The sequence below is a fragment of the Deefgea tanakiae genome, from assembly GCF_019665765.1.
GTDB lineage: Bacteria > Pseudomonadota > Gammaproteobacteria > Burkholderiales > Chitinibacteraceae > Deefgea > Deefgea tanakiae.
On sequence record NZ_CP081150.1, the window covers coordinates 2522518 to 2549262 of the forward strand.

General features: G+C 49.0%; 15 protein-coding genes. 5 read left to right on the forward strand and 10 right to left on the reverse strand.

Annotated elements, in window-relative coordinates; translation table 11 throughout:
* Positions 1-2 precede the first annotated feature (2 nt).
* The gene (locus K4H28_RS11720) at positions 3-506 is read left to right on the forward strand and encodes a TPM domain-containing protein (protein WP_221005369.1); all 504 of its coding nucleotides are present in this window, start codon (positions 3-5) and stop codon (positions 504-506) included.
* Between the two features lie 75 nt (positions 507-581).
* Here K4H28_RS11720 and K4H28_RS11725 read toward each other — a convergent pair whose 3' ends face one another.
* The 3 genes from K4H28_RS11725 to K4H28_RS11735 form a co-directional block, all read right to left on the reverse strand.
* Positions 582-2552, reverse strand: a complete 1971-nt coding sequence (locus K4H28_RS11725) for an EAL domain-containing protein (RefSeq protein WP_221005370.1) — start codon at positions 2550-2552, stop codon at positions 582-584.
* Positions 2553-2578: 26 nt separating this feature from the next.
* Positions 2579-3214 (reverse strand): transglutaminase-like cysteine peptidase, encoded by a 636-nt coding sequence (locus K4H28_RS11730; RefSeq protein WP_255573513.1) that lies wholly within the window; start codon positions 3212-3214, stop codon positions 2579-2581.
* 244 nt (positions 3215-3458) lie between these two features.
* On the reverse strand, positions 3459-4115 hold the full coding sequence (locus K4H28_RS11735) for a helix-turn-helix transcriptional regulator (protein WP_221005372.1): 657 nt from the start codon (positions 4113-4115) through the stop codon (positions 3459-3461).
* 177 nt (positions 4116-4292) lie between these two features.
* On the opposite strand from K4H28_RS11735, the gene K4H28_RS11740 reads away from it, so the two are divergent.
* On the forward strand, positions 4293-14084 hold the full coding sequence (locus K4H28_RS11740; RefSeq protein WP_221005373.1) for a retention module-containing protein: 9792 nt from the start codon (positions 4293-4295) through the stop codon (positions 14082-14084).
* Positions 14085-14192: 108 nt separating this feature from the next.
* On the opposite strand, the gene K4H28_RS11745 is transcribed toward K4H28_RS11740, so the two are convergent.
* The 7 genes from K4H28_RS11745 to K4H28_RS11775 form a co-directional block, all read right to left on the reverse strand.
* Positions 14193-15521 carry an HlyD family type I secretion periplasmic adaptor subunit gene (locus tag K4H28_RS11745; protein WP_221005374.1) on the reverse strand — a complete coding sequence of 443 codons (1329 nt, stop codon included), beginning with the start codon at positions 15519-15521 and terminating at the stop codon, positions 14193-14195.
* Positions 15511-17682, reverse strand: a complete 2172-nt coding sequence (locus K4H28_RS11750) for a type I secretion system permease/ATPase (RefSeq protein ID WP_221005375.1) — start codon at positions 17680-17682, stop codon at positions 15511-15513. The genes K4H28_RS11745 and K4H28_RS11750 overlap by 11 nt, the downstream gene beginning before the upstream one ends.
* Before the next feature lie 63 nt (positions 17683-17745).
* A complete protein-coding gene (locus K4H28_RS11755) occupies positions 17746-19056 on the reverse strand; it encodes a TolC family outer membrane protein (RefSeq protein WP_221005376.1) in 1311 nt (436 codons plus the stop codon).
* Between the two features lie 238 nt (positions 19057-19294).
* A complete protein-coding gene (gene ubiB, locus K4H28_RS11760) occupies positions 19295-20824 on the reverse strand; it encodes a ubiquinone biosynthesis regulatory protein kinase UbiB (protein ID WP_221005377.1) in 1530 nt (509 codons plus the stop codon).
* A gap of 48 nt (positions 20825-20872) precedes the next feature.
* On the reverse strand, positions 20873-21433 hold the full coding sequence (locus K4H28_RS11765) for a ubiquinone biosynthesis accessory factor UbiJ (RefSeq protein ID WP_373312811.1): 561 nt from the start codon (positions 21431-21433) through the stop codon (positions 20873-20875).
* 306 nt (positions 21434-21739) lie between these two features.
* Entirely contained in the window at positions 21740-22483 is a 744-nt protein-coding gene (ubiE, locus tag K4H28_RS11770; protein WP_221008036.1) for a bifunctional demethylmenaquinone methyltransferase/2-methoxy-6-polyprenyl-1,4-benzoquinol methylase UbiE, read from the reverse strand.
* Between the two features lie 109 nt (positions 22484-22592).
* Positions 22593-22970: a gamma-butyrobetaine hydroxylase family protein gene (locus tag K4H28_RS11775; RefSeq protein WP_221005379.1), complete on the reverse strand. Its 378-nt coding sequence runs from the start codon at positions 22968-22970 to the stop codon at positions 22593-22595.
* Between the two features lie 245 nt (positions 22971-23215).
* Here K4H28_RS11775 and phoB point away from each other — a divergent pair, with 245 nt between their 5' ends.
* The 3 genes from phoB (at position 23216) to tal (ending at position 26548) form a co-directional block, all read left to right on the forward strand.
* Positions 23216-23902 carry a phosphate regulon transcriptional regulator PhoB gene (phoB, locus tag K4H28_RS11780; RefSeq protein WP_221005380.1) on the forward strand — a complete coding sequence of 229 codons (687 nt, stop codon included), beginning with the start codon at positions 23216-23218 and terminating at the stop codon, positions 23900-23902.
* 89 nt (positions 23903-23991) lie between these two features.
* Entirely contained in the window at positions 23992-25278 is a 1287-nt protein-coding gene (gene phoR, locus K4H28_RS11785; protein WP_221005381.1) for a phosphate regulon sensor histidine kinase PhoR, read from the forward strand.
* Between the two features lie 187 nt (positions 25279-25465).
* A complete protein-coding gene (gene tal, locus K4H28_RS11790; RefSeq protein WP_221005382.1) occupies positions 25466-26548 on the forward strand; it encodes a transaldolase in 1083 nt (360 codons plus the stop codon).
* Positions 26549-26745: the final 197 nt, after the last annotated feature.

The window sequence follows — 26745 nt, forward strand, 5'->3', positions numbered from 1 at the left end:
ACATGCAAAAAATGAAACGCTTATGGCTGCATCTGAAGCCCAACCCCTATCGCGCCCAATTTAATCCTGCGCTCGTCGATAAGCTGAGCGGTTCGATAGCGAGTGCCGAACAAGGCCATCGTGGCGAAATTCGTTTAGTCGTTGAATCCAGCCTGCCCAGTGCACTGATCTGGCAAAACACCACGCCCCGCGCCCGTGCCATAGATTGGTTTAGCCAACTGCGCGTCTGGGATACCGAAGGCAATACCGGCATTTTGCTCTACTTGTTACTCGCAGAAAACCAACTCGAGCTTGTAGCGGACCGTGGCATCGCCAGCAAAGTTCCGCAGGCGCAATGGGACGCGATCTGCGCCCAACTTCAAATCCATCTGGGGCAAAATGAGATTGAAATCGGTTTGAGCACAACAATTAGCCAACTCGGGCAGTTGCTACAAGAACACTTTCCACTCGAAATCGTTCAAGCCAACCCGAATGAATTGTGTAATCAACCGGTGATTATCCTTTAAAGAAATACCCCGCAAGATGCGGGGTATTTCATCAAAAGCACCGCATGCGCAGGTTTTAAAACTAGATGTTAATCATCATAAACTGCGGGCCTTTTGCCACAATTCAGTACCACCAATCCCAAAGCCCTGCGCACCATCGACACGCAACGTTCCTAACATCGCTTGCTCAGCCGAAGTTTCTACCGATTTAGCGATAACCTGCAAATCGAGACCATGCGCAATTTTGACGATGGCATCCACGAAAAACTGATTCTCTCTATGTTGATCAATGTCTTTGCTGAATGATCCATCCACTTTCAAATAATGTACTTTCAGCGTGCTCAGATAAGTAAATGAACCAAAACCACGGCCAAAATTATCAAGCCCAACTAATACACCCAACTCTCCGACTTGAGAGATAAATGCACGTAAGTCATCCAGTTGCGCCAGCGCCTCTTGCTCTGGCAATTCAAAGCTAATTTGTTTCGCTAACGCTGGTTTTTCTTTTAACTGATCGATCAGCCAACTCACAAATTGGGGCTGCGAAATAGACGCAGGGAATAAATTAATCGCCAAGCGCAAAGTGGAATCTTTGGCTAACTCCTGCATGCACAGTTGAATCACAATTCGATCAAAATCTTGTATTAATCCATGTCGTTTTGCCATTGGCACAAAAAGCCCAGCAGGAATTTGCTCGCCCAATTCGTCTCGTAACCGCACGAAAACTTCTCGATGAATCAATTGATTTTCAACCGTATTAACAACTTGGGTATACAACTCAATACGTTGAGAATTTAGAGCCTCTAGCAAAATACCCTTCCAATCAGAAGCAGTCCACGCCCCCATACCACTCGCCTCTTGCGCGGCAAAGAAATGCAGCATATTGGGGCCTTCGCTTTGTGCCGTGCGCAAGGCCAAATCAACCTCAGACAGCCAATTATTTAAGCTTTGGCCATGATACATTGCGCCGCCGATATGCCCCACGTCTGTAAATGGCGTCATACCGCGTTCATGTAGACTGACTATGCTATGTGATAATTGAGTCGCCAAATGGTGTGCATTTTCTTGTTCAATGCCCGCAAAAAATGCTGCAAAGGTATTACCACTGATCCGCGCCGCAAATGCATCAACGCACGCGCTTTCGGCAACGATTTTTTTGACTAAAGCGCCACTTTCAATCAAAAGCCGATCAACAACTCTGAATCCTTTTTGGTCATTAATTTCTTTCAAATGGCTAATTTCAAAAAACAATAATGCGCCATGTGTTAATGGCTCATCGGCCTGGATGACTTGTTTCACATGCATGTCAAAATAGCGCCGATTCGCGAGTCCCGTCAGCGTGTCCAAATACGCCTCGGCACGCATACGCTCAATACTCGCGGCTTGCTCAGCGAACATTTCTTTCACTTTTTGCGTCATGCGATTCATCGCCTGCACCACGCTGCGTAAATCAAGCGTCCACGGTATTTCGCTTTGCTCCGGATATTCCCGATTACAAATAGCCATCGCTTGCTGCTCAACTGCTTTGAGTGGCCGTAGTACAAAATGCAAAATGACCACACCCATCGCAAACGTAAATAAAGACGCGCCCAAAAACCAATACAGCGCATTCAAACTACTCTCCCACAACGAGGCATATGCGATCCCTGGATTGGCTGCAATCGTGATTGTTCCGGCTTGTTGCCAACCGCTGGTCATCAAGGCTTCGCCTGTTGGCGTTTCAATATGAAATAAGCGAATAAACCAATCTGGCACTTGATTCACATGCGGTGGAGCAATGCGCTCGATGACAAGTTTTCCCTCCACATCAACAATCCGAATTTTTCGGTAATAACCACTATCAAACACCGCATCAAGCATACTTTGCACGATGACCTGATTATTTTTATCCATAATCAAGGGCGACAATTGCATGCCGAGCGATGTCGCGGTGTCTTGTGAAATGGTCGTCAATTGCGCAGTTAAAAACGCACGCGAATTTTGTACGCTAAGGTAAACCGTGCCGCAAAACAGCAAGGTAAACAGCAAGATAATCATCAGAATCAACTGTTTGAGCAGTGTCATCATGTTCTCCTAAAGCCGCGTAAACGGCATTAATCCAGCTCGCGACCACGGCGCGACATGAGTTTATCCCAGTAGCCAATATTATTTTTTCTCGGTGCGGCATTGCCGCTACTACGATCTTTGGCCAGCCACAAACCCTGCCCATTAAAACCATATACCGGTGTTAAATCAGGACGCTGCGCGGCGGGACGGATTTCTGGAATTAAATTATCCAATACCAATGGCACAGCGGCAGGAGTTGGGTAATACGTTAAAACCATATGCGCTAAATTGGTTGGGCCATGCCCAGAGGCTTGTACATAAGTAATCCGCATTTTGCTCTCAGATACGCCCAAGGCTTGCAGAGAAAAATATTTGGCAATGGCAAAATCTTCACAGTCCCCTCGCCCCTTCACCAGCATTTCAACAGGAGTCGCCCAATAATCTTCTACGCCCCAATTTTGCGCATCAGATACAAACATAATCCGCTCATTGAAATAGTCGTTCACCAATTTGAGCTTACTCATATCATCGGTTTTTTTGTCGCTAGCGAGCAAACCCTGCCAGCTTTCTAGGCGTTTTCGCGTATCAGCACCGTACTTGCTTTCGGCTTTTTCAAGCGCTGCGGAGCTAAATTTGAAGGGGTCTTCGCCAATACTTTGCGGTAATGCTAAAACAAGAGACAACAGTGCACTGAGGCCAAAGATGAAACGTCGGCAACATGTTCTAGCGGAAAAATGAGCAGTACCTCTCACGAAGACGCCCCTAGCAAAGCGGATATACATCGGTATGCATTTCAATCCACTAAACAACAAGGAAAAATCATAGTTTTGTTATCTTAGCGGCACAGAAACAAAACCTACAAAATAAAGCTAGACGTATACAAACAGAAGTCTGAATAAAAATAGCCTCAAAGCAAATACCCGGCCGTTATTTTTGCTGATTCAGTAATAGCGCCAAGTGAATACGATCAGCAACCTGCAGCTTCGAAAAAATAGCCCCTAAATGCGTTTTCACCGTACGATCTGAGATATTTAACTCCCGCGCGATCAGCTTATTTGAATCACCACGCCCCACTAGATCGGCAATCTTGCGCTCTTGCGGCGTGAGCTGCGTTAAGTTTGGCGAGGCTGCCATAGCAGAATGATGCGCGGTGTAATGCTGCAACCCTTTCAGCAAAAAAGGTAAAGCCGCATTCGAGACCCAAATTCCACCCCGATGTGTGACGTCAACAATCACGGCTAAGCGTTCGAGCGATAAATCCGGTGTACAACACGCCCGTACCCCCACTGCCAGCCACGCCAATTCTTCATCAACCGTTAATCGCTCAAACTCCAGCAAGAGTGGCGTCACCTTCGCCAACCCCATTAAAGCATGCGGCATTAACTGGGCCGAGAATGCCCGCATGTCTAAGACGCAAGATAGCGGAGGTTCAGTCATTAGACGGATTAATTCATTCCCATCTTGATAAGACAAAACGGGGCCCTGCACGGCAAGCAAAGTCGTCCAGCGAAACTGAAACTCGCTACTGTTCGAAATCACACAATGCTGTGCTGCCATATTAGCGATAGCCACCTCACTCGACATAGGGTTTTACCTTAGTACCTGGGTAGGATTCATTCCACAGAACGTCAGCATAAAATGATCAGTGAAGCTATGGGTCTTAGTTTGATCGCTTTAGCTAACTGAACCAGTTTAGGTCTATCTCTTGCAGAAAGCCAACAGACAGCAAGTTAGGCAACTATTTGAAAAGTGAGAATCATCATGGCCAAGCAAATCAACACCCCAGCCGCATCGGTTACCAGTAAAGGCACCGTGACCCAAATCATTGGTGAGGTCAAAGTGACCAGTGCCAACGGTGAGACCCGAGTACTGCAAGTGGGTGACAAAATTAATATTGGTGACACGATCCAAACCGGAGCTAATGGTGCGGTGGCCATAGCTTTTGAAGGCGCAGGACTAATGAGTTTAGGCAACTCAGACTCACTCAGCATCACCGCAGAACTGCTGGCCAACATTCTCAAGCCTGCTGCGAGTGCCGCAGATGATGCCGCAAAAATTCAAGAATTAATCGCCCAAGGGGCTGACCCGACTCAAGTCGCAGCCGCTTCTGCGGCGGGTGCTGGCGAAGGGGAAAATGCGGGACATAGCGTCGTAGTCCTCGACTCGCCTAATTCACGAGTCGGGATTGAAACAGGTTTTCCAACCGAAGGGATTTCTGTTTCAGGCTTTAACGAAAATGTTGACCCGCCCTCTGGAGAGGTTGCGCCCGAAGTAGTCAATACCCCCCCAGTAGCAAGCAACGATAACAGTACTGGTGCAGCCAATGACACTTTAACTACTCTGGAAGATCAGCCACTAACAATCAACCTAGCGACTTTGCTCGCCAATGATGTTGATGCCGACGGCGATACTTTAACGGTTATTAGCGTACAAGCGGCGGTGAATGGTACCGTCGCGCTCGTCGATGGCAATGTCGTTTTCACACCCAACCCCAATTACAACGGCCCAGCCAGCTTCACTTATACCGTCACTGACGGCAAAGGTGGCGTGGCGACGGCGACAGTGAATGTCGGCGTCACACCAGTCAATGACCCGCCCGTTGCCAACAACGACACCAGTGCGACAAACGATGCGCTCACCACGCCTGAAGATCAAGCACTGACCATTAATCCAAACACCTTGCTGGCCAATGATGTCGACGTCGATGGCGACACTTTAACCATCACCAGCGTGCAAGCGCCCGTCAACGGTACGGTCGCGCTCGTCGATGGCAATGTCGTTTTCACACCCAACCCCAATTACAACGGCCCAGCCAGCTTCACTTATACCGTCACTGACGGCAAAGGTGGCGTGGCGACGGCGACAGTGAATGTCGGCGTCACACCAGTCAATGACCCGCCCGTTGCCAACAACGACACCAGTGCGACAAACGATGCGCTCACCACGCCTGAAGATCAAGCACTGACCATTAATCCAAACACCTTGCTGGCCAATGATGTCGACGTCGATGGCGACACTTTAACCATCACCAGCGTGCAAGCGCCCGTCAACGGTACGGTCGCGCTCGTCGATGGCAATGTCGTTTTCACACCCAACCCCAATTACAACGGCCCAGCCAGCTTCACTTATACCGTCACTGACGGCAAAGGCGGCGTGGCGACGGCGACTGTGAATGTCGGCGTCACACCAGTCAATGACCCGCCCGTTGCCAACAACGACACCAGTGCGACAAACGATGCGCTCACCACGCCTGAAGACCAAGCACTGACCATTAATCCAAGCACCTTGCTGGCCAATGATGTCGACGTCGATGGCGACACTTTAACCATCACCAGCGTGCAAGCGCCCGTCAACGGTACGGTCGCGCTCGTCGATGGCAATGTCGTTTTCACACCCAACCCCAATTACAACGGCCCAGCCAGCTTCACTTATACCGTCACTGACGGCAAAGGCGGCGTGGCGACGGCGACTGTGAATGTCGGCGTCACACCAGTCAATGACCCGCCCGTTGCCAACAACGACACCAGTGCGACAAACGATGCGCTCACCACGCCTGAAGACCAAGCACTGACCATTAATCCAAGCTCCTTGCTGGCCAATGATGTCGACGTCGATGGCGACACTTTAACCATCACCAGCGTGCAAGCGCCCGTCAACGGTACGGTCGCGCTCGTCGATGGCAATGTCGTTTTCACACCCAACCCCAATTACAACGGCCCAGCCAGCTTCACTTATACCGTCACTGACGGCAAAGGCGGCGTGGCGACGGCGACAGTGAATGTCGGCGTCATACCAGTCAATGACCCGCCCGTTGCCAACAACGACACCAGTGCGACAAACGATGCGCTCACCACGCCTGAAGATCAAGCACTGACCATTAATCCAAACACCTTGCTGGCCAATGATGTCGACGTCGATGGCGACACTTTAACCATCACCAGCGTGCAAGCGCCCGTCAACGGTACGGTCGCGCTCGTCGATGGCAATGTCGTTTTCACACCCAACCCCAATTACAACGGCCCAGCCAGCTTCACTTATACCGTCACTGACGGCAAAGGCGGCGTGGCGACGGCGACTGTGAATGTCGGCGTCACACCAGTCAATGACCCGCCCGTTGCCAACAACGACACCAGTGCGACAAACGATGCGCTCACCACGCCTGAAGACCAAGCACTGACCATTAATCCAAGCACCTTGCTGGCCAATGATGTCGACGTCGATGGCGACACTTTAACCATCACCAGCGTGCAAGCGCCCGTCAACGGTACGGTCGCGCTCGTCGATGGCAATGTCGTTTTCACACCCAACCCCAATTACAACGGCCCAGCCAGCTTCACTTATACCGTCACTGACGGCAAAGGTGGCGTGGCGACGGCGACTGTGAATGTTGGCGTCACACCAGTGAATGATCCACCTGTCGCGACTGATGACAACAGCACTAGCGCAAACGATGATGCCTTGACAACTAGCGAAGATCACCCCCTGATCATCACCCCCGCCACACTACTCAGCAACGATATCGATGTCGATGGCGACACCCTCACCATCATCAGCGTGCAAGCACCGATGAATGGCACAGTGGCACAGGTTAACGGCAATGTCGTCTTCACCCCAAATGCCAATTACAACGGCCCCGCCAGCTTTACCTATACCGTCAGTGATGGCAATGGCGGATTGGCCACTGCGACGGTCAATATTAATGTGACGCCTGTCGGAGAACCTGTGGTTTCAGTGACCGATGAAAATGGCCTCGCACAGGGCGACAATAGTGTTGTCGAAAACAACGCTCAAGCGGTCACCGGCACCTTCAACTTGGCCGCTGATGAAGGGATCAGCCAGATCAATATCGCAGGCGTTGTAATCACGCTAGCGCAATTAAATGGATTAGGCAGCACGCCAGTCACCATCACCACCGATCTGGGCAGCTTAACCTTAAACAGCTTTAACCCCACTACGGGCATGGTGAGCTATAGCTATTTAGTTGAAAGCGGCGCACAAGATCACAGCACGGGCGACAATAGCGTTAGCGATAGCTTCAATATTGTCCTAACCGATGGTATTGCTCAAACCAGCAGCGACACACTGACCATCCTAATTACCGACACCGCGCCAGTGGCACGCAATGATCAACGGGAAATGAGCGAAGATGCATTTAATGCCTCAAGCAATCCACAACCCACTTTCTTCATTGGTGAAGGAGAAAACGAGACTCAAGCTGATCTCGTACAAATCACAGGCAATGTGGTCGCCAATGGCGCGATTGGCGATGTCGCCGACAGTAAAGGAGCTGACGCTACAAGCGTTAGCCGAGTTCAAAATGCCAATGGCCTTACCGATATCACCAGCGACAACAATGGCAACTTTGTCATTGATGGCAAGTATGGCCACCTAACCCTTAATCAAGATGGCTCCTACACTTATACCCTGTTTACAAAAGCAGAAGCCGATGCAGCCAGAAATAACAATACAGGCGAAGGCGGCAATACCGCAGATGATTACATTTTCCAAGGTTATGATGCAATTCAAGGTTTGGCTGCAGCTAAAACAACCTTTGGTGAAGATGAAAGCATCCAAACTATTGCGGCAGAAACAGCCAATGAAGTATTCACCTACACGCTCACTGATAGCGACGGTGACAGTAGTAATGCAACTCTCAACATCAATATTAACGGCAGCAACGACGTGCCCACGATCAGTAACGTTGCCGACATCGATTTCACCGAAGCCGATGTGGCCACGGCTCAGGATTTGAGCGCCAATGGTACGGTCAGCTTTGATGATATTGATACCAATGACGTCGTCGATATCAGTTATGCCCTAAGCACTGGTGCCGTTTGGAGTGGTGGCACGCTGGATGCGAGTCTTAAAGCTGCGCTCGAAACCGGATTTATTGCAGGCGTTACCGATTCTGCGTCGCCAGGCAGTACCCCTTGGTCTTATACCGTCAACGATGCCAATCTGGACTTCCTCAAAGCGGGTGAGGCCATTACCTTGACTTACACCCTCACCGCGACGGATTCAGCCAATGCCACAGCAAGCGATACGGTGACGATCACCATCACCGGCACCAACGATGTACCGACCATCAGCAATGTTGCCGATATCGGCTTCACTGAGCTCGCCAATGCCAGTGCACAGGATTTGAGTGCTAGCGGCTCGGTCAGCTTCAATGATATTGATACCAATGACGTCGTCGATATTAGTTATGCCCTAAGCACTGGTGCCGTTTGGAGTGGTGGCACGCTGGATGCGAGTCTTAAAGCTGCACTCGAAACCGGATTTAGCGCAGCCGTTACCGATTCTGCGGCGCCAGGCAGTACCCCTTGGTCTTATACCGTAAACGATGCCAATCTAGACTTCCTCAAAGCGGGTGAGACCATTACCTTGACTTACACCCTCACCGCGACGGATTCAGCCAATGCCACCGCAAGCGATACGGTGACGATCACTATCACCGGTACCAACGATGCACCGACCATCAGCAATGTTGCCGATGTGGGCTTCACCGAGGCTGCCGATGCCAGCGCACAAGATTTGAGTGCTAACGGCTCAGTCAGCTTCAATGATATTGATACCAATGACGTCGTCGATATCAGTTACACCCTCACCACTGGCGCCGTCTGGAGTGGTGGCACGCTGGATGCGAGTCTTAAAGCTGCGCTCGAAACCGGATTTAGCGCAGCCGTTACCGATTCTGCGGCACCAGGAAGTACCCCTTGGTCGTATGCCGTCAACGATGCCAATCTGGACTTCCTCAAAGCGGGTGAGACCATTACCTTGACTTACACCCTCACCGCGACGGATTCGGCCAATGCCACAGCAAGCGATACAGTTACGATCACCATCACGGGCAGCAACGATGCACCAGCGATCAGCACCAACACAGGCAACGAGGGCAATACCAACGATGTTGTGTATGAAGCCGGCTTAAGCGCTGGCTCGCAAGCAGGTGTTGCTGCCATAACGGCCACTGGCACCTTCACCGTGGGCGACGCAGACGGATTAAACGATATAAAATCGCTGACGATTGGAAACGTAACCTTCCGTATAGGCAGCGGCGTAGACACCGCAACGGATCAATATGTCACTGCGTTGTCTGATCTGAACGGTAAAACGGTCAACACCGCACATGGTTCACTGCATATTGATACTTATAACGCAGGGGTCTTTACCTATACGTATACACTGAGCAGCACTGTCAACAATGCAACAGCAGCTGATACCCAGTTCAGCGAAGTCATTGAACTGTCTATTTCGGATGGAACTGCTTCGGCCAACACCAACATCACAGTCACAATCATTGATGACGTACCTAGCGCAGTCAACGATAACGATAGCATCACTGAGGGGGGTGAAACCGTTGCTACGGGGAACGTGCTAACAGGCCTGCAAGTCGGAGATGGCGATAGCAATCTGACCGATGGCAATGCCGATACATTCGGTGCAGATCGCCCAGCACAACTACTTAACATTCAATTTGGCAATCAATCACTGAGCGTCGCCAACAGCGGCTTTACCAATATTGATGGCATGTATGGTACGTTGAGCATTGCTGCTGATGGCCGCTATACCTATACCTTGCACAATACTGATCCTTTAGTACAAGCGCTCGATAGTACCGACCCTGCTGTACATGATGTATTCACCTATACCCTCAAAGATGCCGACGGCGATAGAAGTACCGCCACCCTCGACATCAGCGTGAATGGTAGCAACGATAAGCCAACAATCAGCACCAACACAGGCAACGAGGGCAATACCAACGATGCGGTGAACGAAGCAGCACTGGCGATCGGCAGTGCCCCAACTACCGATGCTGAATTTGCCCAAGGCACCTTTACCTTAGCCGATGCAGATGGGCTCGATGATGTGCAAGGCATTAAAGTGGTCAGCAATGGCTTCAGCCCAGTCACATTTACCGATGAGCAGTTGGAAGCGATTGGTTCACCCGACGCGGTGCCACTGACATTTAACACCACCAACGGGGTCGTCACCCTCACCGCCTATAACTCCAGCACAGGCGTAGTCAGCTATCAATTTGAACTCAAAACGCCCACGACCGATGTCGACAATGTGACAGAAACCAATAGCTTTACCGTTGCAGTGACCGACAATGCCAACCTCACCGTCACAAGCAGCTATTCGGCAGCAGCAACGATTACCTTCAATATCGTTGACGATGTTCCTACCGCAGTCAACGACACCGACAGCATCACTGAAGACGGGGAAACCGTCGCCACTGGGAATGTACTTACAGGCGTTCAAGTGGGTGAAGGCGACAGCAATTCTACCGATGGCAATGCCGATACATTCGGTGCAGATCGCCCAGCACAACTACTTAACATTCAATTTGGCAGTCAATTACTGAGCGTCGCTAACAGCGGCTTTACCAATATTGATGGCATGTATGGCACACTGAGCATTGCTGCTGATGGTCGCTATACCTATACCTTGCACAATACTAATCCTTTAGTACAAGCGCTCAATAGCACCGACCCTGCTGTACATGATGTATTCACCTATACCCTCGAAGATGCCGATGGCGATATGAGTACCGCCACACTCGACATCACGGTCAATGGCAGCAATGACGGTATCACCCTCAGCAACAATGTCACAGACCAACTCAGCGATGGCAATGTCTACGAAGCTGGATTGGCAACCGGTTCGAAATTCGATAGTAATCCGGCCACCGACCCCACCACCGTAACAGGGAGCTTTACTGTCACTGCGGTGGATGGCCTCAGCAGCGTTACACTTGGAACGGGGGCAGGAAATACCGCCACCATCAACTTTAGCCAAAATGGCAGCGGAACTTGGTCGGCGACCCTAACAGATACCTCTGCAGTCAGTTCACTTGGCAACGCCATAACCGTCACTGGCGCCACGTATAACCCTACAAGCCATACATGGAGTATCTCTTATAGTTATACCCTGCTTGCAAATGAAACACATAACCAACCAAGCAATGACACTACGTTATTAGATAACATCGCCATCAGTGCGGTCGATACCGATGGCAGCGCCGCAAGTGGCAACCTCAAGATTACTGTGAATGATGACGTTCCCACTGCGGTCGCTGACCTTGACTCAGTCACCGAAGACAGTAGCCTCACTGCGACGGGCAATGTAATCACGGGCAATGATGTTACTACGGGTCAAGACAGCAACAGCACCGACGGCAATGCCGACACCCTCGGAGCTGATCGACCTGCAACAGTCGTTGGCGTTGCCACTGGCAACCATGTCAGCGATACGGCTCAACTGAGCGGCAACGTCGGTGGTAGTGGCATTGCTGGCACCTATGGCACTTTGGTTCTCAACGCCAATGGCAGCTATGTTTACACATTGAACAATACCGCCAACAATGTGCAAGAATTGAATTCCAATCAACACCCGAACGATGTCTTTAGCTACACCATAAAAGATGCTGACGGTGATTGGAAAACAACAACGCTCACCGTTGCAGTCAATGGCAGCAATGACGGTATCACCCTCAGCAACAATGTCACAGACCAACTCAGCGATGGCAATGTCTACGAAGCTGGATTGGCAACCGGTTCGAAATTCGATAGTAATCCGGCCACCGACCCGACCACCGTAACAGGGAGCTTTACTGTCACTGCAGTGGATGGCCTCAGCAGCGTTACACTTGGAACGGGGGCAGGAAATACCGCCACCATCAACTTTAGCCAAAATGGCAGCGGAACTTGGTCGGCGACCCTAACAGATACCTCTGCAGTCAGTTCACTTGGCAACGCCATAACCGTCACTGGCGCCACGTATAACCCTACAAGCCATACATGGAGTATCTCTTATAGCTATACCCTGCTTGCAAATGAAACACATAACCAACCAAGCAATGACACTACGTTATTAGATAACATCGCCATCAGTGCGGTCGATACCGATGGCAGCGCCGCAAGTGGCAACCTCAAGATTACTGTGAATGATGATACTCCGATCGTCGCTGCAACACGCAATATCGATGCCGCCGCTTCAACGATGGACACCAACCTAGTACTGACTTTGGATCTTTCAGGCAGTATGGATTGGGAGTTTGCAAATGATACCAATCCAGAAGCTGGGGAATTATCTCGACTACAGTTGGCCAAATCAGCGCTGTCTGCACTCATTGATCAATATGATGCGTTGGGCAACGTCAAAGTGATGCTAGTCACTTTTAATGGTGGTGCCGATATACATAAATCTGGATCAACAACGTGGCTAGATGCCGCCACAGCCAAATCACTATTGGGTGCGTTGAACGCTGATGGCTCAACCAATTACGATGCGGGTTTGCAAAAAGTCATAGATAACTTTGGCGCCTCGGGTAAATTCACCAGTACAACAAGCAATAATTTCCAAAATGTGGCTTACTTTATGTCGGATGGCGATCCAAATGTTTCGGGCCACCTCACTTACGGCAGTAATGACAGCACCACAAACTCCGTTGGGATTGTGGGCGATGACGTGAGCGACTGGCAAGCATTCTTAACGGCGAATAAAATTACCTCATTGGCCATTGGTATGGGCACAGGGGTCACCTCTGGTGGTGGTAGCGTCGATAACGATGCGCTCGATCCAATTGCCTACAATGGCGCTACGCCTCAAAACACAAATTCGATTTTGGTTTCCAATATTGCGGACTTGCCAAATACGCTACAGGACTCTGTACCTCAACCCAATATTGAGGTCAAACTATTGGGCAGCACTGGCAGCTTTGGTGCTGATGGTGGACATGTACAAAACATTACTCTTAACGGGCACGTGTTTAGTTTTGATGGCAAAGTTGACAACAATGCCAGCTTCTCAAGCAGCCTTGGCAGCTTCAACTCGACAACCAATGAGTGGACCATCAATAGCAACGGTACCAACGGCAAGCTCGTCATTGATATGGATGATGGTGTAGGTAAATACTCCTACACTCAATCGGCCAATACTAACGAAACACTGGCTTTTACGCTGATCGACAATGATGGCGATACCGCAAGTGGCAACATTACGATGGCACTAAACGCGATCCTCAACGGTGATGCAGGCAATAACATCTTGAATGGTGGCGATGGCAATGATCGCTTATTGGGCAATGCTGGCAATGACACATTAACTGGCGGTATCGGTAATGATGTATTAATGGGTGGCGATGGCAAGGATGTGCTAACAGGTGGCGCGGGAAATGACTTCCTGAATGGTGGTAACGGCTCAGATATCTTTGTTTTAGCCAATTCAGCTGCTAATGCAGACATGATCCAAGACTTTACCATCGCAGAAAAAGTATTAGGTGTCGTGCAAGGTGATGTGCTCGACATCACTGATTTGCTGAGCGGAGCCAACTTGTCCAACAATGGCGGCGTTTTTGCAGGGCACGAGGGGGCGTTCTTGAAATTTGCCAGCGATGGCCACGGAAATACTCAAGTGTTGTTTGATGCAGATGGCTCTGGAGGTGGTAGTTCAGTTCAAGTAGCAACACTCACTGGCGTTGTAACCCCTGCCAACCCTACTGATTTGCTAAATACCCTACTCGCCAACGGAGAAATAACCCATCATTAAGAATAGCTGCACATAAAAACACCCCACCGATTATTTGGTGGGGTATTTTCATATAGATCATACAAATCATAGCCAATAAAGAAATACCCATTACCTAACTAAATGACATTAACGCTCACGCATTGCCTCATCACGCGCTTTCACAATCGGTTTCATCAAATATTGCATCACCGTTTTTTTGCCAGTACGAATGTGCACTGTTGCTAGCATGCCGGGAATAATTGCCAAAGGTCGTTGATCATCACCAAGATGATTGGAACGGGTTCGCACACGAACCAAGTAAAAACTTTCCTTTTTCGCCTCATCAGTCACCGAATCAGCAGTGATCGTTTCGACATCAGCCACTAAGCCACCGTAAATCGAAAAATCATAAGCGGAAAACTTCACCATCGCCTCTTGGCCTGGCCTTAAAAATCCAATATCGGAAGGCCGCACCTTCGCTTCAATCAGTAGATTGTCTTCCAGCGGCACGATTTCCATTACGTCCATGCCGGGCTGCAATACGCCGCCCACCGTATTTACTTTAATCAGTTTAACCACACCATCCAGTGGCGCGCGAATTGTAGTGCGATCAAATCGATCACTGAGTGCCACCGTGGTCGCGGCAGTAGAGTCGAGCTCTGCTTTCACGAGAGATAATTCATTACCCGCATCTGCTCGCGACTTTGCGTAAACGCCAGCGACTTTACCATTGGTTTCAGCAAGACTGCTTTGCAGGCGAGGAATCGACAGGCGAGCCTCGTTGATTTCACCCTTCAAATCGCTAATTTGGCGTTGCAAATGCATAAAATCGATTTGCGAAATCACGTTTTTTTCAACCAATGGTTTACTCATCGCGTACTCATCATTGGCCAATTTCAATCCCGATTCTAACTTCGCAATTTTTGCGCGCATCCCTTCAATTTCATGACTGCGCTGTGCAGCTTCGCTTTGCAAAATCGCGACATTCGATTCAAGCTCGCGTTTACGGGAAGCAAAAAGCTGCCGCTCAGCTTCAACAACCTGTGGATTCGTTTTAAGCAAATCGGCAGGCGGCTCAAAATTGCTACCATTCGTTTCCGCAGTTAAACGCGCCAATTTAGCGGTCAGTGCATCACGCTTGACGGTGCTCTCCCCTAAAGAAGACGAGAATCTTTTCTCGTCCAGTTTCATTAACACCTGCCCCTTTTTAACAATATCTCCCACCTTTACTAACGTTTGCGCGACAATCCCACCCTCTAGATTTTGTATCACTTGCACTTGGCTAGAAGGAATGACTTTTCCTTCAGCCAGCGTCACTTGATCAATCTCAGCAAAAAATGCCCACACAATTAAAATCAGCATTAAAGCAACGCTGGCATACAAAATCGCATTGGAGAGCAGTGTAGATTCGCCATAAATGGCGGCAGCCCCATCGCCCAGAAAATGCAAATCTTCTCGTTTGATTTTAGCTCGCATGTAGCTTCCCTCCGGCGAGCATGGCCAATACATCAGCCTTAGGGCCATCGGCGATCAATCGTCCACCGTCCAATACCATCAGGCGATCGACCAAGGTCAGCATCGACATGCGATGCGTAATCAGCAGCAAGGTATGGTTTTGATTGAGTCGACTTGAAAACCGTTGTTTAAACTGCTCTTCACTTCGGTTATCCAAAGCACTCGAGACCTCATCAAATACATAAATGGGCGGATTAAGTAACAAGGCCCGCGCGATAGCAATCGTTTGTTTTTGCCCTCCAGATAAACCGGCCCCGCGCTCCCCCACCGGCATATCAAATCCTTTCGGATGCCGATTAACAAACTCACTCACACCTGCAATCTCAGCGGCTTCCAGCATCACGGCATCGTCCACATAAGGGGCAGACAGCACGATATTGTCTTTCACTGACCCAAAGAATAAAAACACATCCTCAGGTACATAGCCGATGTTATGTCTTACTTGGGCGGGATCAATTTGCCGCAAATCAACACCATCCACCCAAACAGCCCCTGAGCTTGGCTCTTGGAAACCTAAAATCAATTTTTCAATCGTGCTTTTACCCGAACCAATTCGACCAATAATGCCAACCCGCTCACCTGGCTTGATATGAAATGACACATTATCTAGCGCCAATACATCTGACCCAGGATAGGAAAAGCTAACATTTCTAAATTCAACTTCCCCGCTAAAATGATTACGATGCACAAAATCTTGCCCTGCTGGACGCTCAATCGGCAACGCCATCACTTGCTCCATGCCTTGTAGGCCAGCTCTAGCTTGATGGTAGCGACTAATTAAACTCGCAATTTGTGAAAAGGGCGTCAGCGTTCGGCCCAATAAGAGATTGCATGCGATCAAACCACCGACAGATAACTCATGCAGACCAATTAAATACACACCAGCAACCACCATCGCGACTGTGGCAAACTGCTGCAAAAACCCAGCCTGAATCACAATCATCGAAGACAACCCTCGCGAGCGAACCGCCAGCGTGCCAAACTCGCCAATGATTTTCTCCCAACGGCGCTGAGCACTACTTTCAGCGGTACTCGCTTTTAAAGTGTCAATCCCACCTAAAGTTTCAATCAAGCTCGCTTGTTTTTGGGCTGATACACGAAAACTTTGCTGGATAATTTCGCCAAGTGGTCGTTGCAAAATCAAACTAAAAATCACGATCAGTGGGATACAAATAATCGGCACCAATACCAACCAGCCACCAATCCAATAAATCACGACCAAAAATAGAATCACAAAAGGGATATCCACGATCACCGTAATCGTGGCGGAGGTAATGAAATCGCGAAAACCCTCAAACTCTTGAAAATGGCTCACCATCGCCCCTACCGAGGCCGGCCGAGACGCCACTTTTAATCCCAACACATGCTCAAAAATCTGCGCCGATAACATCACATCAATGCGTTTACCCGCTAAATCAATGTAATAAGCACGCAGCGCCTTGATTAACAAGTCAAAAATCAACAGTAAAGTCACGCCAATCGCCAGTACCCATAAAGTGTCATAAATCTGATTGGGCACCACACGGTCATACACATTCATCGTAAACAGCGGCAACGCCAACGCAAATAAATTGATCAAACAAGCCGCGAGTAAAACATGGCCATACATCGGGTAACACAGTTGCAAACTACTCCAAAACCAATGCTGCGCCTTAGGGATGTGTTCTTTGTGCGTGCGTGCATCGAACTGAAAACTGGGTTTTACAAAAATAACAAAACCACAAAAGAGTGACTCTAAACGTTCAGTTTCGACCTCCTGCTCACCCCCTGATGATTCGGCTTCTAAAATTTTCCAACGGGAGCCATGCCGCTCTACTGCAACACAAGCTCCACCGTCTTTTAGTAAAATTACAATTGGTAATGCTAGCTCAGGAATATCATCCAACTGCCGGCGCTGAAGCCTTGCATTGAGCCCTGCGCGCGCAGCGGCTCGTGAAAACAAAACGGCACTCAGGCGATTTCCCGTTAATGGCAAACCACTGGTTAAGGTTTGTGCCGAAAAAGGACGATGGTAATAGCGTGTTAGTTGAATTAAGCAGGTTGTGAGTGGGTCATTTGGCACAAAAGCCTCATGCGGCATCGCCGACTCATGACGGGGTAGCGCTGTTGAATGGGTATTCACGGCATGATTCCATGCAATAGATGGTTCAAAAGGGGCTAACGCCCCTTCTGTTGTTTTAATCAACTACTCTGGCAGCAGAGTTCCTGCGAGCGGCTCAACAGCAAGTGTTTTTAATAGCTGATTGCCATCGGCCATCAATCTAAAACGAGCGCGCAATTCATCCATTTTTCCTGAAGCTAGATCTCGACTTGCCGTGAAATATTCATTTTCGCCATCCAAAAGGTCGAGTAATGAGCGCTGTCCTAAAGAAAACTGCTTACTGTACTCATCACGAGCTAATTTGCTGGATTCTGCGTATTTAACTAATTCAGGCACTCGTTCACTGGCAATCGTCATTGAGTTCCAAGATAAACTTGCATTTTGCCTAACCTGGCGCTCAACTCGCCGCGCTAACTCTTGAGCGGCGTAAGACAACTCTGTTGTTTCTGCAACGCGCTGTTTATCTGCGCCACTTTTGAATGCATATCTCACCCGTAGCATCCCATAGACACGCGTTGTCTCCTCAACACTAATGCCATCCAAAGCATTGTAGTAAGAAGCACCCGCTTCTAAATTCACTCGTGGGTACATCTGCGATTTTGCAATCCCCAATTGTGCCTGTGCGCCCAAGACATCGGCTTTTGCCGCTTGTAGAGCACGATTATTTGCAACGGCCCAATCGCCCACTTCGGCAGCACTTTGCGGAGCATCCTTTGGTGCATCAGGCAAAGTGAGTCCTTCCGGCGCTGTTCCAACAAAACGCATATAAGCAATTTGCGCTTCATTTAAAGCCGATTGTGCTGCACCTAAATTCGCCTTAGCCAAAGCGACACGCGCATTAATTTGTTCATCATCGGACTTGCGTCCAAAACCGCCCGCCGTACGAAGCTTAACTTGCTCTGCGGTACTTTCATGCGCCGCCAAGTTAGCCTGAGTGAGCTTTAATACCTCTTGTGCTAACAAAACATCTAAATAAGCTTCGGTTGTTTTTAAAGCAATATCCTCAGAAGTACTGGCCAAACGATGCGCTGCGCCCAATTGCCGAGCACGTTGTCTTGCTACTTCGCTCCCAACACCATTGCCATCAAATAACATCTGTACGAGTTGCGCTTCTGCATCTTGGCGATTGTAACTTTTACCTGATCCAGCAAATGCATTACGAGTTGCAAGGTCTTTCAGATATTCACGCCCCGCGCCTGCCGATAGATCAATCTGCGGTAAATAACCTGCTTTTGCTTGCTCTACTGCAAAGTTACTGGCATTTCGATTGGCAGACTCAATTAAAATATCAGGACTTGACTGTAACAATCCTTCAACAACTTGCGGCAGCGGCGCTGCATACAGAGCTGATGAAAATCCAGCCATCATCAAAACAAATAAATTCGATTTTTTCATTTTGTAACTCCTATGTCATTTGATTCCCCGCACAGCCTATGTTTACAGCACTCTGGCTACGTCATTACAGAAGTAAAGACCACTCAAACCAAAAACACAAGCCAAACAATGACGTACGAATATCTTGGTTATATTCAGACAAAAAAAAGCCACTTGGAATCCAAGTGGCTTTTGAATATCATTATTGAATGTTGACTTAGTCTACTGAGGCGATTGCTGAGCATGATTAGCATTGGTATTAACGTAACCACTGCGTTAGTAATAACCCTCCAAGTAATAGCGCAATCACCACAAGAACATAGTTACGCTTTTTCTGCTCCCACATCAGGCCCTTATAGCCGGCCAACAATAGCTCAGTGTGGTTTTGATTAAGGACCTCATTCAGTTTGCGTGGCAAGGTCGGCAAGAGCGTCGCCCATTGTGGCGCTTCGTGTTTAAGTGTCGTGAGCAAGCCACGCCAGCCGATTTGCTCATTCATCCAGCGCTGCAAAAACGGCATCGCGGTTTGCCACAGATCCAAATCAGGGTCGAGTTGTCGGCCTAATCCTTCAATATTCAGTAGCGTTTTTTGCAGTAAAACCAATTGCGGCTGAATTTCTACATTGAATCGACGCGAGGTTTCAAATAAGCGCAGCAGAACAAAACCGAATGAGATCTGTGACAGCGGCTTATTAAAGAACGGCTCGCACACGGTACGCACGGCTGCTTCTAGTTCTTCAACGCGCGTTTCTTTGGGTACCCAGCCACTTTCTATATGCGCGGTAGCAACGCGATGATAATCGCGATTAAAAAACGCTAGAAAATTAATCGCCAGATACTGCTTGTCCGTATCGCTCAGCGTGCCAACAATACCAAAGTCTAGCGCAATATACCTATTATCTGCCGCAACTAGAATATTGCCCGGATGCATATCGGCATGGAAAAAACCGTGGCGAAAAACTTGGGTAAAGAAAATCTCTACACCAAACTTCGACAATTTTTTCAGATCCATCCCCGCCGCTTTCAGCTCATCGATACGACCAATCGGAATGCCGTCCATCCATTCCATCACCATCACTTCGCGCGCGCAGTAATCGTAATAGACTGCAGGAACGAGTAACTGATCGGAATTCAAAAAATTACGATGTAATTGGCTGGCATTAGCCGCTTCGTGCATTAAATCGAGCTCATCATGCAGGTAGCGATCAAACTCAGCCACCACTTCACGCGGTTTTAGGCGCTTTCCATCAGAAAATAATTTCTCGACGCAAACGGCTAAGGTTTTCAGCAAAGCCAAATCGCTTTCGATAATCGGCATGATGCCGGGGCGCAGTACTTTGACCGCCACCGCTTGTCCAACCTTACCATCCACTGGATGCAGACGCGCCCGATGCACTTGCGCGACCGAGGCCGATGCAATCGGCTGCGGATCAAACTCACAGAATAATTCAGCTGTCGATTTGCCTAAGCTGCGCTCAATCTGCGCAATGGCGATGTCCGACGCAAAAGGCGGAACGTTATCTTGTAGTTGCGCCAGTTCATTGGCGATATCGGGCGGCATCAAATCGCGGCGCGTGGAAAGCACTTGGCCGAACTTAACGAAAATTGGCCCCAAAGACTCCAGCGCCAAGCGCAAACGCACGGCGCGCGGCTGATCGAGCTTGCGCCAGAACAGCAGCGCTTTGAGCAGGCCACGCAAACCCCGAACGCGCTCATGGCCGAGCAAGAACTCGTCTAAGCCATAGTGCACGACAACATGGGCAATTTTGATAAAGCGAAACAAAGACATCAAGGTTTTCCGAAAAAGGCCGCAACGCGCCAGCGTCAAAGGTAAAAACTAAACGACCTGCTCCAAGCGTTGCAAGCGTTTTTCTAGCCGAGCGATATCGTCGCGCAGCGTGTCGACTTGATCGCAAAACTCGGTGACATGATGTTTCTGTGGCAAGATTTTTCGCTCATCACGCACATACTCCACCACCGAAACGGCCATGCGCTGCCCCATTTCTTTGGGTGCCTCCAGCAAACTGGCTGCAACACGGCTAATGCGATGTGCCAGAATATCGCCAACCAACAACGATAAATCTTCTGCCGCATCCCATTGTAAGCCTGCCAAGATATTGCCGGCCTTGCCGGCTAACTCAGCATCGCCACTAATTCTGACTTGCCGCGAAGCCGCTTGCCGATCAGTAAAGCGCGTCACAAAAAACCGAGCGGGCATACTGAGTGTCGCTTCCGCTGGCGCATGCGACTCCGCCAACAAACCATCCTCGGTCACCACCACGACGGCGGCAACAATCGGCAACTCTAAACGCACCGTACGCCCACGCAAGTCAGCCAACTCAGCCTGCAAAGCCGGCGCTTGCGCCAATAAGTGATTCAAAATGCCAGCTAGTAACATCACCACCTCATCATGCAATTTTTTAGAGTTCAGTTTTGCTGTTAATGGTGTTCCGCGAACGTTAAATAGAGGCTTTTAAACCCCTCAATATCAAGCCGACGAAGTCGGTGCAGATATAGGGTCGCCTTCTTTTGCTTACTTTTCTTGGCGAAGCAAGAAAAGTAAGTCCGCGTCGCGGATTGCGACACCAAAACACCCGTGCCGCAGGCATTTAAAACTATCAACACGCAATCTGAACAGCCCAAACTTATGCAGGTATATGACTGTAGTCATTTATTATGAATGACCACAGCAACATACATAACATTAAAACTTCGTACCTTTATGCAAAGCCACCACACCGCCAGTCAAATTATGAAAGTCTGCACGGCCAAAACCGGCGTCGAGCATCATTTGTTTCAGTGTTTCTTGGTCTGGGTGCATGCGAATCGATTCAGCTAGATACTGATAAGAATCGGCGTCATTGGCGACCAATTTGCCCATGAAAGGGAGCAGTTTGAACGAGTACAAATCATAAGCAGGTTTTAATGGTGCCCAAACTTTCGAGAATTCCAGCACCAACAAGCGGCCACCCGGTTTCAACACGCGATGCATTTCTTTGAGTGCGGCGTCTTTGTGCGTCATATTTCGCAGGCCAAACGCCACCGAAACGATATTAAAATAGTTATCAGGAAACGGTAGTTTTTCCGCATCGCACTGCGCCACTGGCAAGGCAAAACCTTGATCCATTAAACGATCACGGCCAACGCCTAGCATCGAGCTATTGATATCCGTTAGCCAAACTTGGCCAGTTTTGCCGACTTTTTTGGCAAACGCTTTCGATAAATCACCGGTACCACCGGCGATGTCCAAAATTTTATCGCCCGCTTTGGCTCCGCTGGTTTCAATGGTGAAGAATTTCCAAGCGCGGTGCAGACCACCCGACATCAAGTCATTCATCACGTCGTATTTTTGCGCGACAGAATGAAATACTTCGGCGACTTTTTGCGCTTTTTCGGATTCATTGACCGTTTTAAAGCCGAAATGCGTTGATTGATCTTGCTCGCTCATCATGACGTCCTTTTTCAATTATTCTTTGCCTGAGACTCAGCCCAGCAATACTCAAAGGGTATTCAGCCGTAGACATTGATTTGCAACAGCCAGCACCCGATACATGCAATTATTTTTTATCGCGCGATGCGCCAGCAGCGGCGAGCTGCGCTAAATATTTGGCCCACAAGACATCTTGGTCTCGGCCTAATTCATAGAGGTATTCCCACGAAAACAAGCCTGAATCATGGCCATCGTCAAATACAAGCTTGACTGCGTAATTACCGACCGGTTCAACCGCCACAATATTGACACTAGCTTTGCCCACTTGCAGCGTTTCATTTCCCACGCCATGCCCGCGAACCTCGGCCGACGGACTCGATACGCGCAAAAACTCACACGGCAGCTTAAATTGCGCACCATCTGCATAGGCAATTTCTAAAATTTTGGACACTTGATGCAGCTTGATTTCTGTCGGCTGCGGGGTGGAGGGCAGTAAACCGGCCATGGCGCACTCTTACAATCATCATCGAGCCCACATAATACCCTGCTTTATCGCTGCTTCGTAGTTTCAAACAGCCGTTTGCCCGTATTTTGAGTGCGCAAGATGCGCGTTTCACATTGATTCAAATGGCATTTATTTACAGCAATTGAAAATATATGCAGGAACACTGTAGACTTGTAATACTAAGTTCACATTAAAGCCTTATTCTCGCAACAAATAAATTGAACTTTTTCCGCGAGGAACACTCCATGGCCGCCACAATTCTATTGGTTGAAGACGAACCAGCAATTCAAGAGCTGATTGCTTTTAACCTTTCTCAAGCAGGTCATCACATCATCCGCGCCGATTCGGCCGAAGCAGGCGCCAATATCGTGCGCAACGCGCTACCCGATTTGATTTTATTAGACTGGATGTTGCCGGGAATGACTGGCATTGAATTTGCCAAGAAATTGCGCGCAGATGAGCGCACCCGCTCAATTCCGTTAATTATGCTCACTGCTCGTTCTGATGAACAAGATAAAATCATGGGCTTGGAAACGGGTGCGGATGATTACATAACCAAACCATTTAGCCCGCGCGAATTACAAGCTCGCATCAAAGCAGTACTTCGCCGCCGCGCACCGCAAGTGACCGATGACCCAGTGGAAATCAAAGGCTTGCGCCTTGATCCAATTACACACCGTGTGTTTGGTAATTCTTCCCCGCTGGATTTGGGGCCGACTGAGTTTCGCTTGCTGCATTTCTTTATGACCCATCCAGAACGCGTTCATTCACGCGCTCATCTGCTCGACCAAGTCTGGGGCGATCATGTGTTTGTTGAAGAGCGTACGGTTGACGTGCATATTCGCCGCCTGCGCTCTTCACTTGAAGGCACAGGTCACGATAATTTAATCCAAACGATCCGAGGCTCAGGTTATCGTTTGTCTGTAAATTAAGATTTAAACTGCTGCACACCCCTGCTTTTCATTGGCGCAAAAACCGATGGTGAAGCAGGGTTTATTTTCGTTTCATCAAAGGCCGGTCCATGTTTTGGCTTCGCTCGATTCTGTTTTATTCATTGATTACACTGATATCGCTCTTTATTAGCGCGATAGGTAATGTATACGAAGGGCTTGCTTTTGCCCTCGTGGTACTCGCTTGCGTGACGGTATATCATTTAATCAATTTGAATCGCCTGAACGCGTGGCTAAAAACACCAAACATCGACACCGTCCCCGCCAGCTTTATGCTATGGCAAGACGTGTTCGATCAATTGTACGAGCAAATTCGTACGCAGCAAAAATCTAAAGACCGCCTTGCCAATACACTAGATCGATTTCTATCCGCCGCCGAAGCCCTGCCCGATGGCGTCGTTATTCTGGATGAGTTTGATCGCATTGAGTGGTGTAACCCAGCCAGCCAAATTCATTTGGGATTGAATCGCAAAACCGACTCAGGCCAGCAAATCACCAATCTCTTGCGCCATCCTGCGCTGCGTGAATATTTAAAAGAACAAGACTTTAGTCACCCGGTGACGTTACGCACGATGCGCCCGCAGGAACAAGTGCTGTCAGTGCAAATGGTGCCGTTTGATTCAACGCGCAAATTATTATTAAGCCGTGACATTACGCAGCTAGACCGTGTGCAAACCGTACATAGAGACTTCGTAGCCAATGTTTCACACGAACTACGTACACCTTTGACAGTGGTGGGTGGTTTTATTGAAACGATGATTGATCTACCCAACATCGACCAAAAAACCCGCGAACAACATATGCAGCTCATGTACGAGCAAACGCAGCGTATGCAGCGCTTGGTTGAAGACTTACTGACCTTATCAAAACTAGAAAACGGCCAGCAACTCAAAGAAGAAGAGGTCGATATTCCACAATTAATGCAATTGCTGCGCATTGAAGCTGAAGGTTTATCGCAAGGCCGCCATAGCATCAGCATTGCCGCGATTGATCGCCAACGCCTGATCGGCAATCACGACGAGCTGCATTCAGCACTGGGCAATCTAGTATCAAACGCGGTGCGCTACACGCCTGCCGGTGGTCGTATTAGCTTGGCATGGCAAAAGCGCGGTGACGAAGTTTGCTTTATTGTCCAAGACACTGGTATTGGCATCGCCCCCGAGCATGTACCGCGCCTCACCGAGCGTTTCTACCGCGTAGATCGTGGCCGCTCACGCAATACCGGCGGCACGGGATTAGGCCTGGCGATTGTGAAACATATTCTAAATCGCCACCAAGCCACGATGGCGGTGGAATCGCGACTCGGCGAAGGCACCGAATTTGCGGTTAAATTCCCCACGCCACGGATTTTGGAATAAGCGCCAATAGGCAATACACACAAAAACACGAATCGCAAACGCCTTCGTGTTTTTTTATGCCATGATACTGAGCGCAGACGATGGGCAGAAATCACGACAGTTTGTGCAAACACAAACCTGCACCCTTGATGTTGATACATAATGCCCCAAGATCATTTATTACCCACTCACACAGGCGTATGAAACTATGAGCAAAATTGCGGCAATTAAACCTTTCGGTCAAAGTATCTGGTTGGACAATCTTTCGCGCGGTCTCATCGCTTCAGGTGAGTTGGCAAAAATCCTTAAAGAAGACGCCATTGCTGGCGTGACTTCAAATCCAGCGATTTTCTACAAATCAATTTCTTCTGACCCGCTTTACACTGGCGACTTGGCTGAACTGAAAAAACAAGATTTAACAGCGGAACAACGCTACGAAGCTTTGGTTGTGCCGGACATTCAAGCGACTTGTGACTTAACTCGCTCAATCTACGATGAAACCAACGGTGTTGATGGCTACGTGAGCTTGGAAGTATCGCCAACACTCGCTAACGACGCACAAGGCACGATCGATAACGCGAAACGTCTATGGGCTGAAATCAACCGCCCGAACGTGATGATCAAAGTACCAGCAACCCCAGCAGGCGTGATTGCATTCGAAGAGTTGATCACTTCAGGCATCAACGTGAACGTGACCTTGATGTTCAACTTGACTCACGTCGACAACATCTTGACTGCCTACATCCGCGGTCTAGAAGCACGCGCAGCAGCTGGCTTGCCAGTGGACCGCGTACACGCAGTAGCATCGGTATTCTTGTCACGCGTTGATAGCTTGATCGACCCACAATTGGAAGCGATCGGCACGCCAGAAGCTTTGGCATTGCGCGGTAAAGTGGCCTTGTCATTTGTGAAAGTGGCTTACCAACAACATTACAAAACATTGTTCCACGGCACTCGCTTTGCGGCATTGAAAGCACTCGGCGCACATCCACAACGCCTATTGTGGGCTTCTACCGGTACCAAAAACAAAGCCTACAACGATGTTATGTACGTTGAAGACTTGATCGGACCAGAAACTGTGAATACTGTTCCTGATGCGACTTTGGCGCTATTCCGTGACCACGGTAAAGCCGCTGCAACACTAGAAACTGGCGCAGCAGATGCTGTTGCTACCTTAGTTGCAGTACGTAAACTAGGTATCAACTACAACTTGGCTGGCGAACAATTGCAACAAGAAGGCTTGAAACAATTTGACGAAGCTTTTGTTAAATTGCTTGAACTGACTAAATAAGCAGCTTGACTGCCCTTTATAAGGGCATTGCATAAGATCATGGGCTAGTTCTCTACAGAACTAGCCCATTTTTTTATACTCGGCACACCAGACCGCCGCTCCCTATTTACAAAACACCACCGCGAATGTAAAAAGCGCTGAGTCTGGGTATTCATCCAGAATCAGCGCTTTAGCTAGCACAGCAATCAATACCGATG

Coding starts and splice junctions, on each gene's coding strand:
- K4H28_RS11720 (WP_221005369.1), top strand. CDS start 3: ATGCAAAAAATGAAACGCTTATGGCTGCATCTGAAGCCCAACCCCTAT.
- K4H28_RS11725 (WP_221005370.1), bottom strand. CDS start 2,552: ATGATGACACTGCTCAAACAGTTGATTCTGATGATTATCTTGCTGTTT.
- K4H28_RS11735 (WP_221005372.1), bottom strand. CDS start 4,115: ATGTCGAGTGAGGTGGCTATCGCTAATATGGCAGCACAGCATTGTGTG.
- K4H28_RS11740 (WP_221005373.1), top strand. CDS start 4,293: ATGGCCAAGCAAATCAACACCCCAGCCGCATCGGTTACCAGTAAAGGC.
- K4H28_RS11745 (WP_221005374.1), bottom strand. CDS start 15,521: ATGCGAGCTAAAATCAAACGAGAAGATTTGCATTTTCTGGGCGATGGG.
- K4H28_RS11755 (WP_221005376.1), bottom strand. CDS start 19,056: ATGAAAAAATCGAATTTATTTGTTTTGATGATGGCTGGATTTTCATCA.
- ubiB (WP_221005377.1), bottom strand. CDS start 20,824: ATGTCTTTGTTTCGCTTTATCAAAATTGCCCATGTTGTCGTGCACTAT.
- K4H28_RS11765 (WP_373312811.1), bottom strand. CDS start 21,433: ATGTTACTAGCTGGCATTTTGAATCACTTATTGGCGCAAGCGCCGGCT.
- ubiE (WP_221008036.1), bottom strand. CDS start 22,483: ATGAGCGAGCAAGATCAATCAACGCATTTCGGCTTTAAAACGGTCAAT.
- K4H28_RS11775 (WP_221005379.1), bottom strand. CDS start 22,970: ATGGCCGGTTTACTGCCCTCCACCCCGCAGCCGACAGAAATCAAGCTG.
- phoB (WP_221005380.1), top strand. CDS start 23,216: ATGGCCGCCACAATTCTATTGGTTGAAGACGAACCAGCAATTCAAGAG.
- phoR (WP_221005381.1), top strand. CDS start 23,992: ATGTTTTGGCTTCGCTCGATTCTGTTTTATTCATTGATTACACTGATA.
- tal (WP_221005382.1), top strand. CDS start 25,466: ATGAGCAAAATTGCGGCAATTAAACCTTTCGGTCAAAGTATCTGGTTG.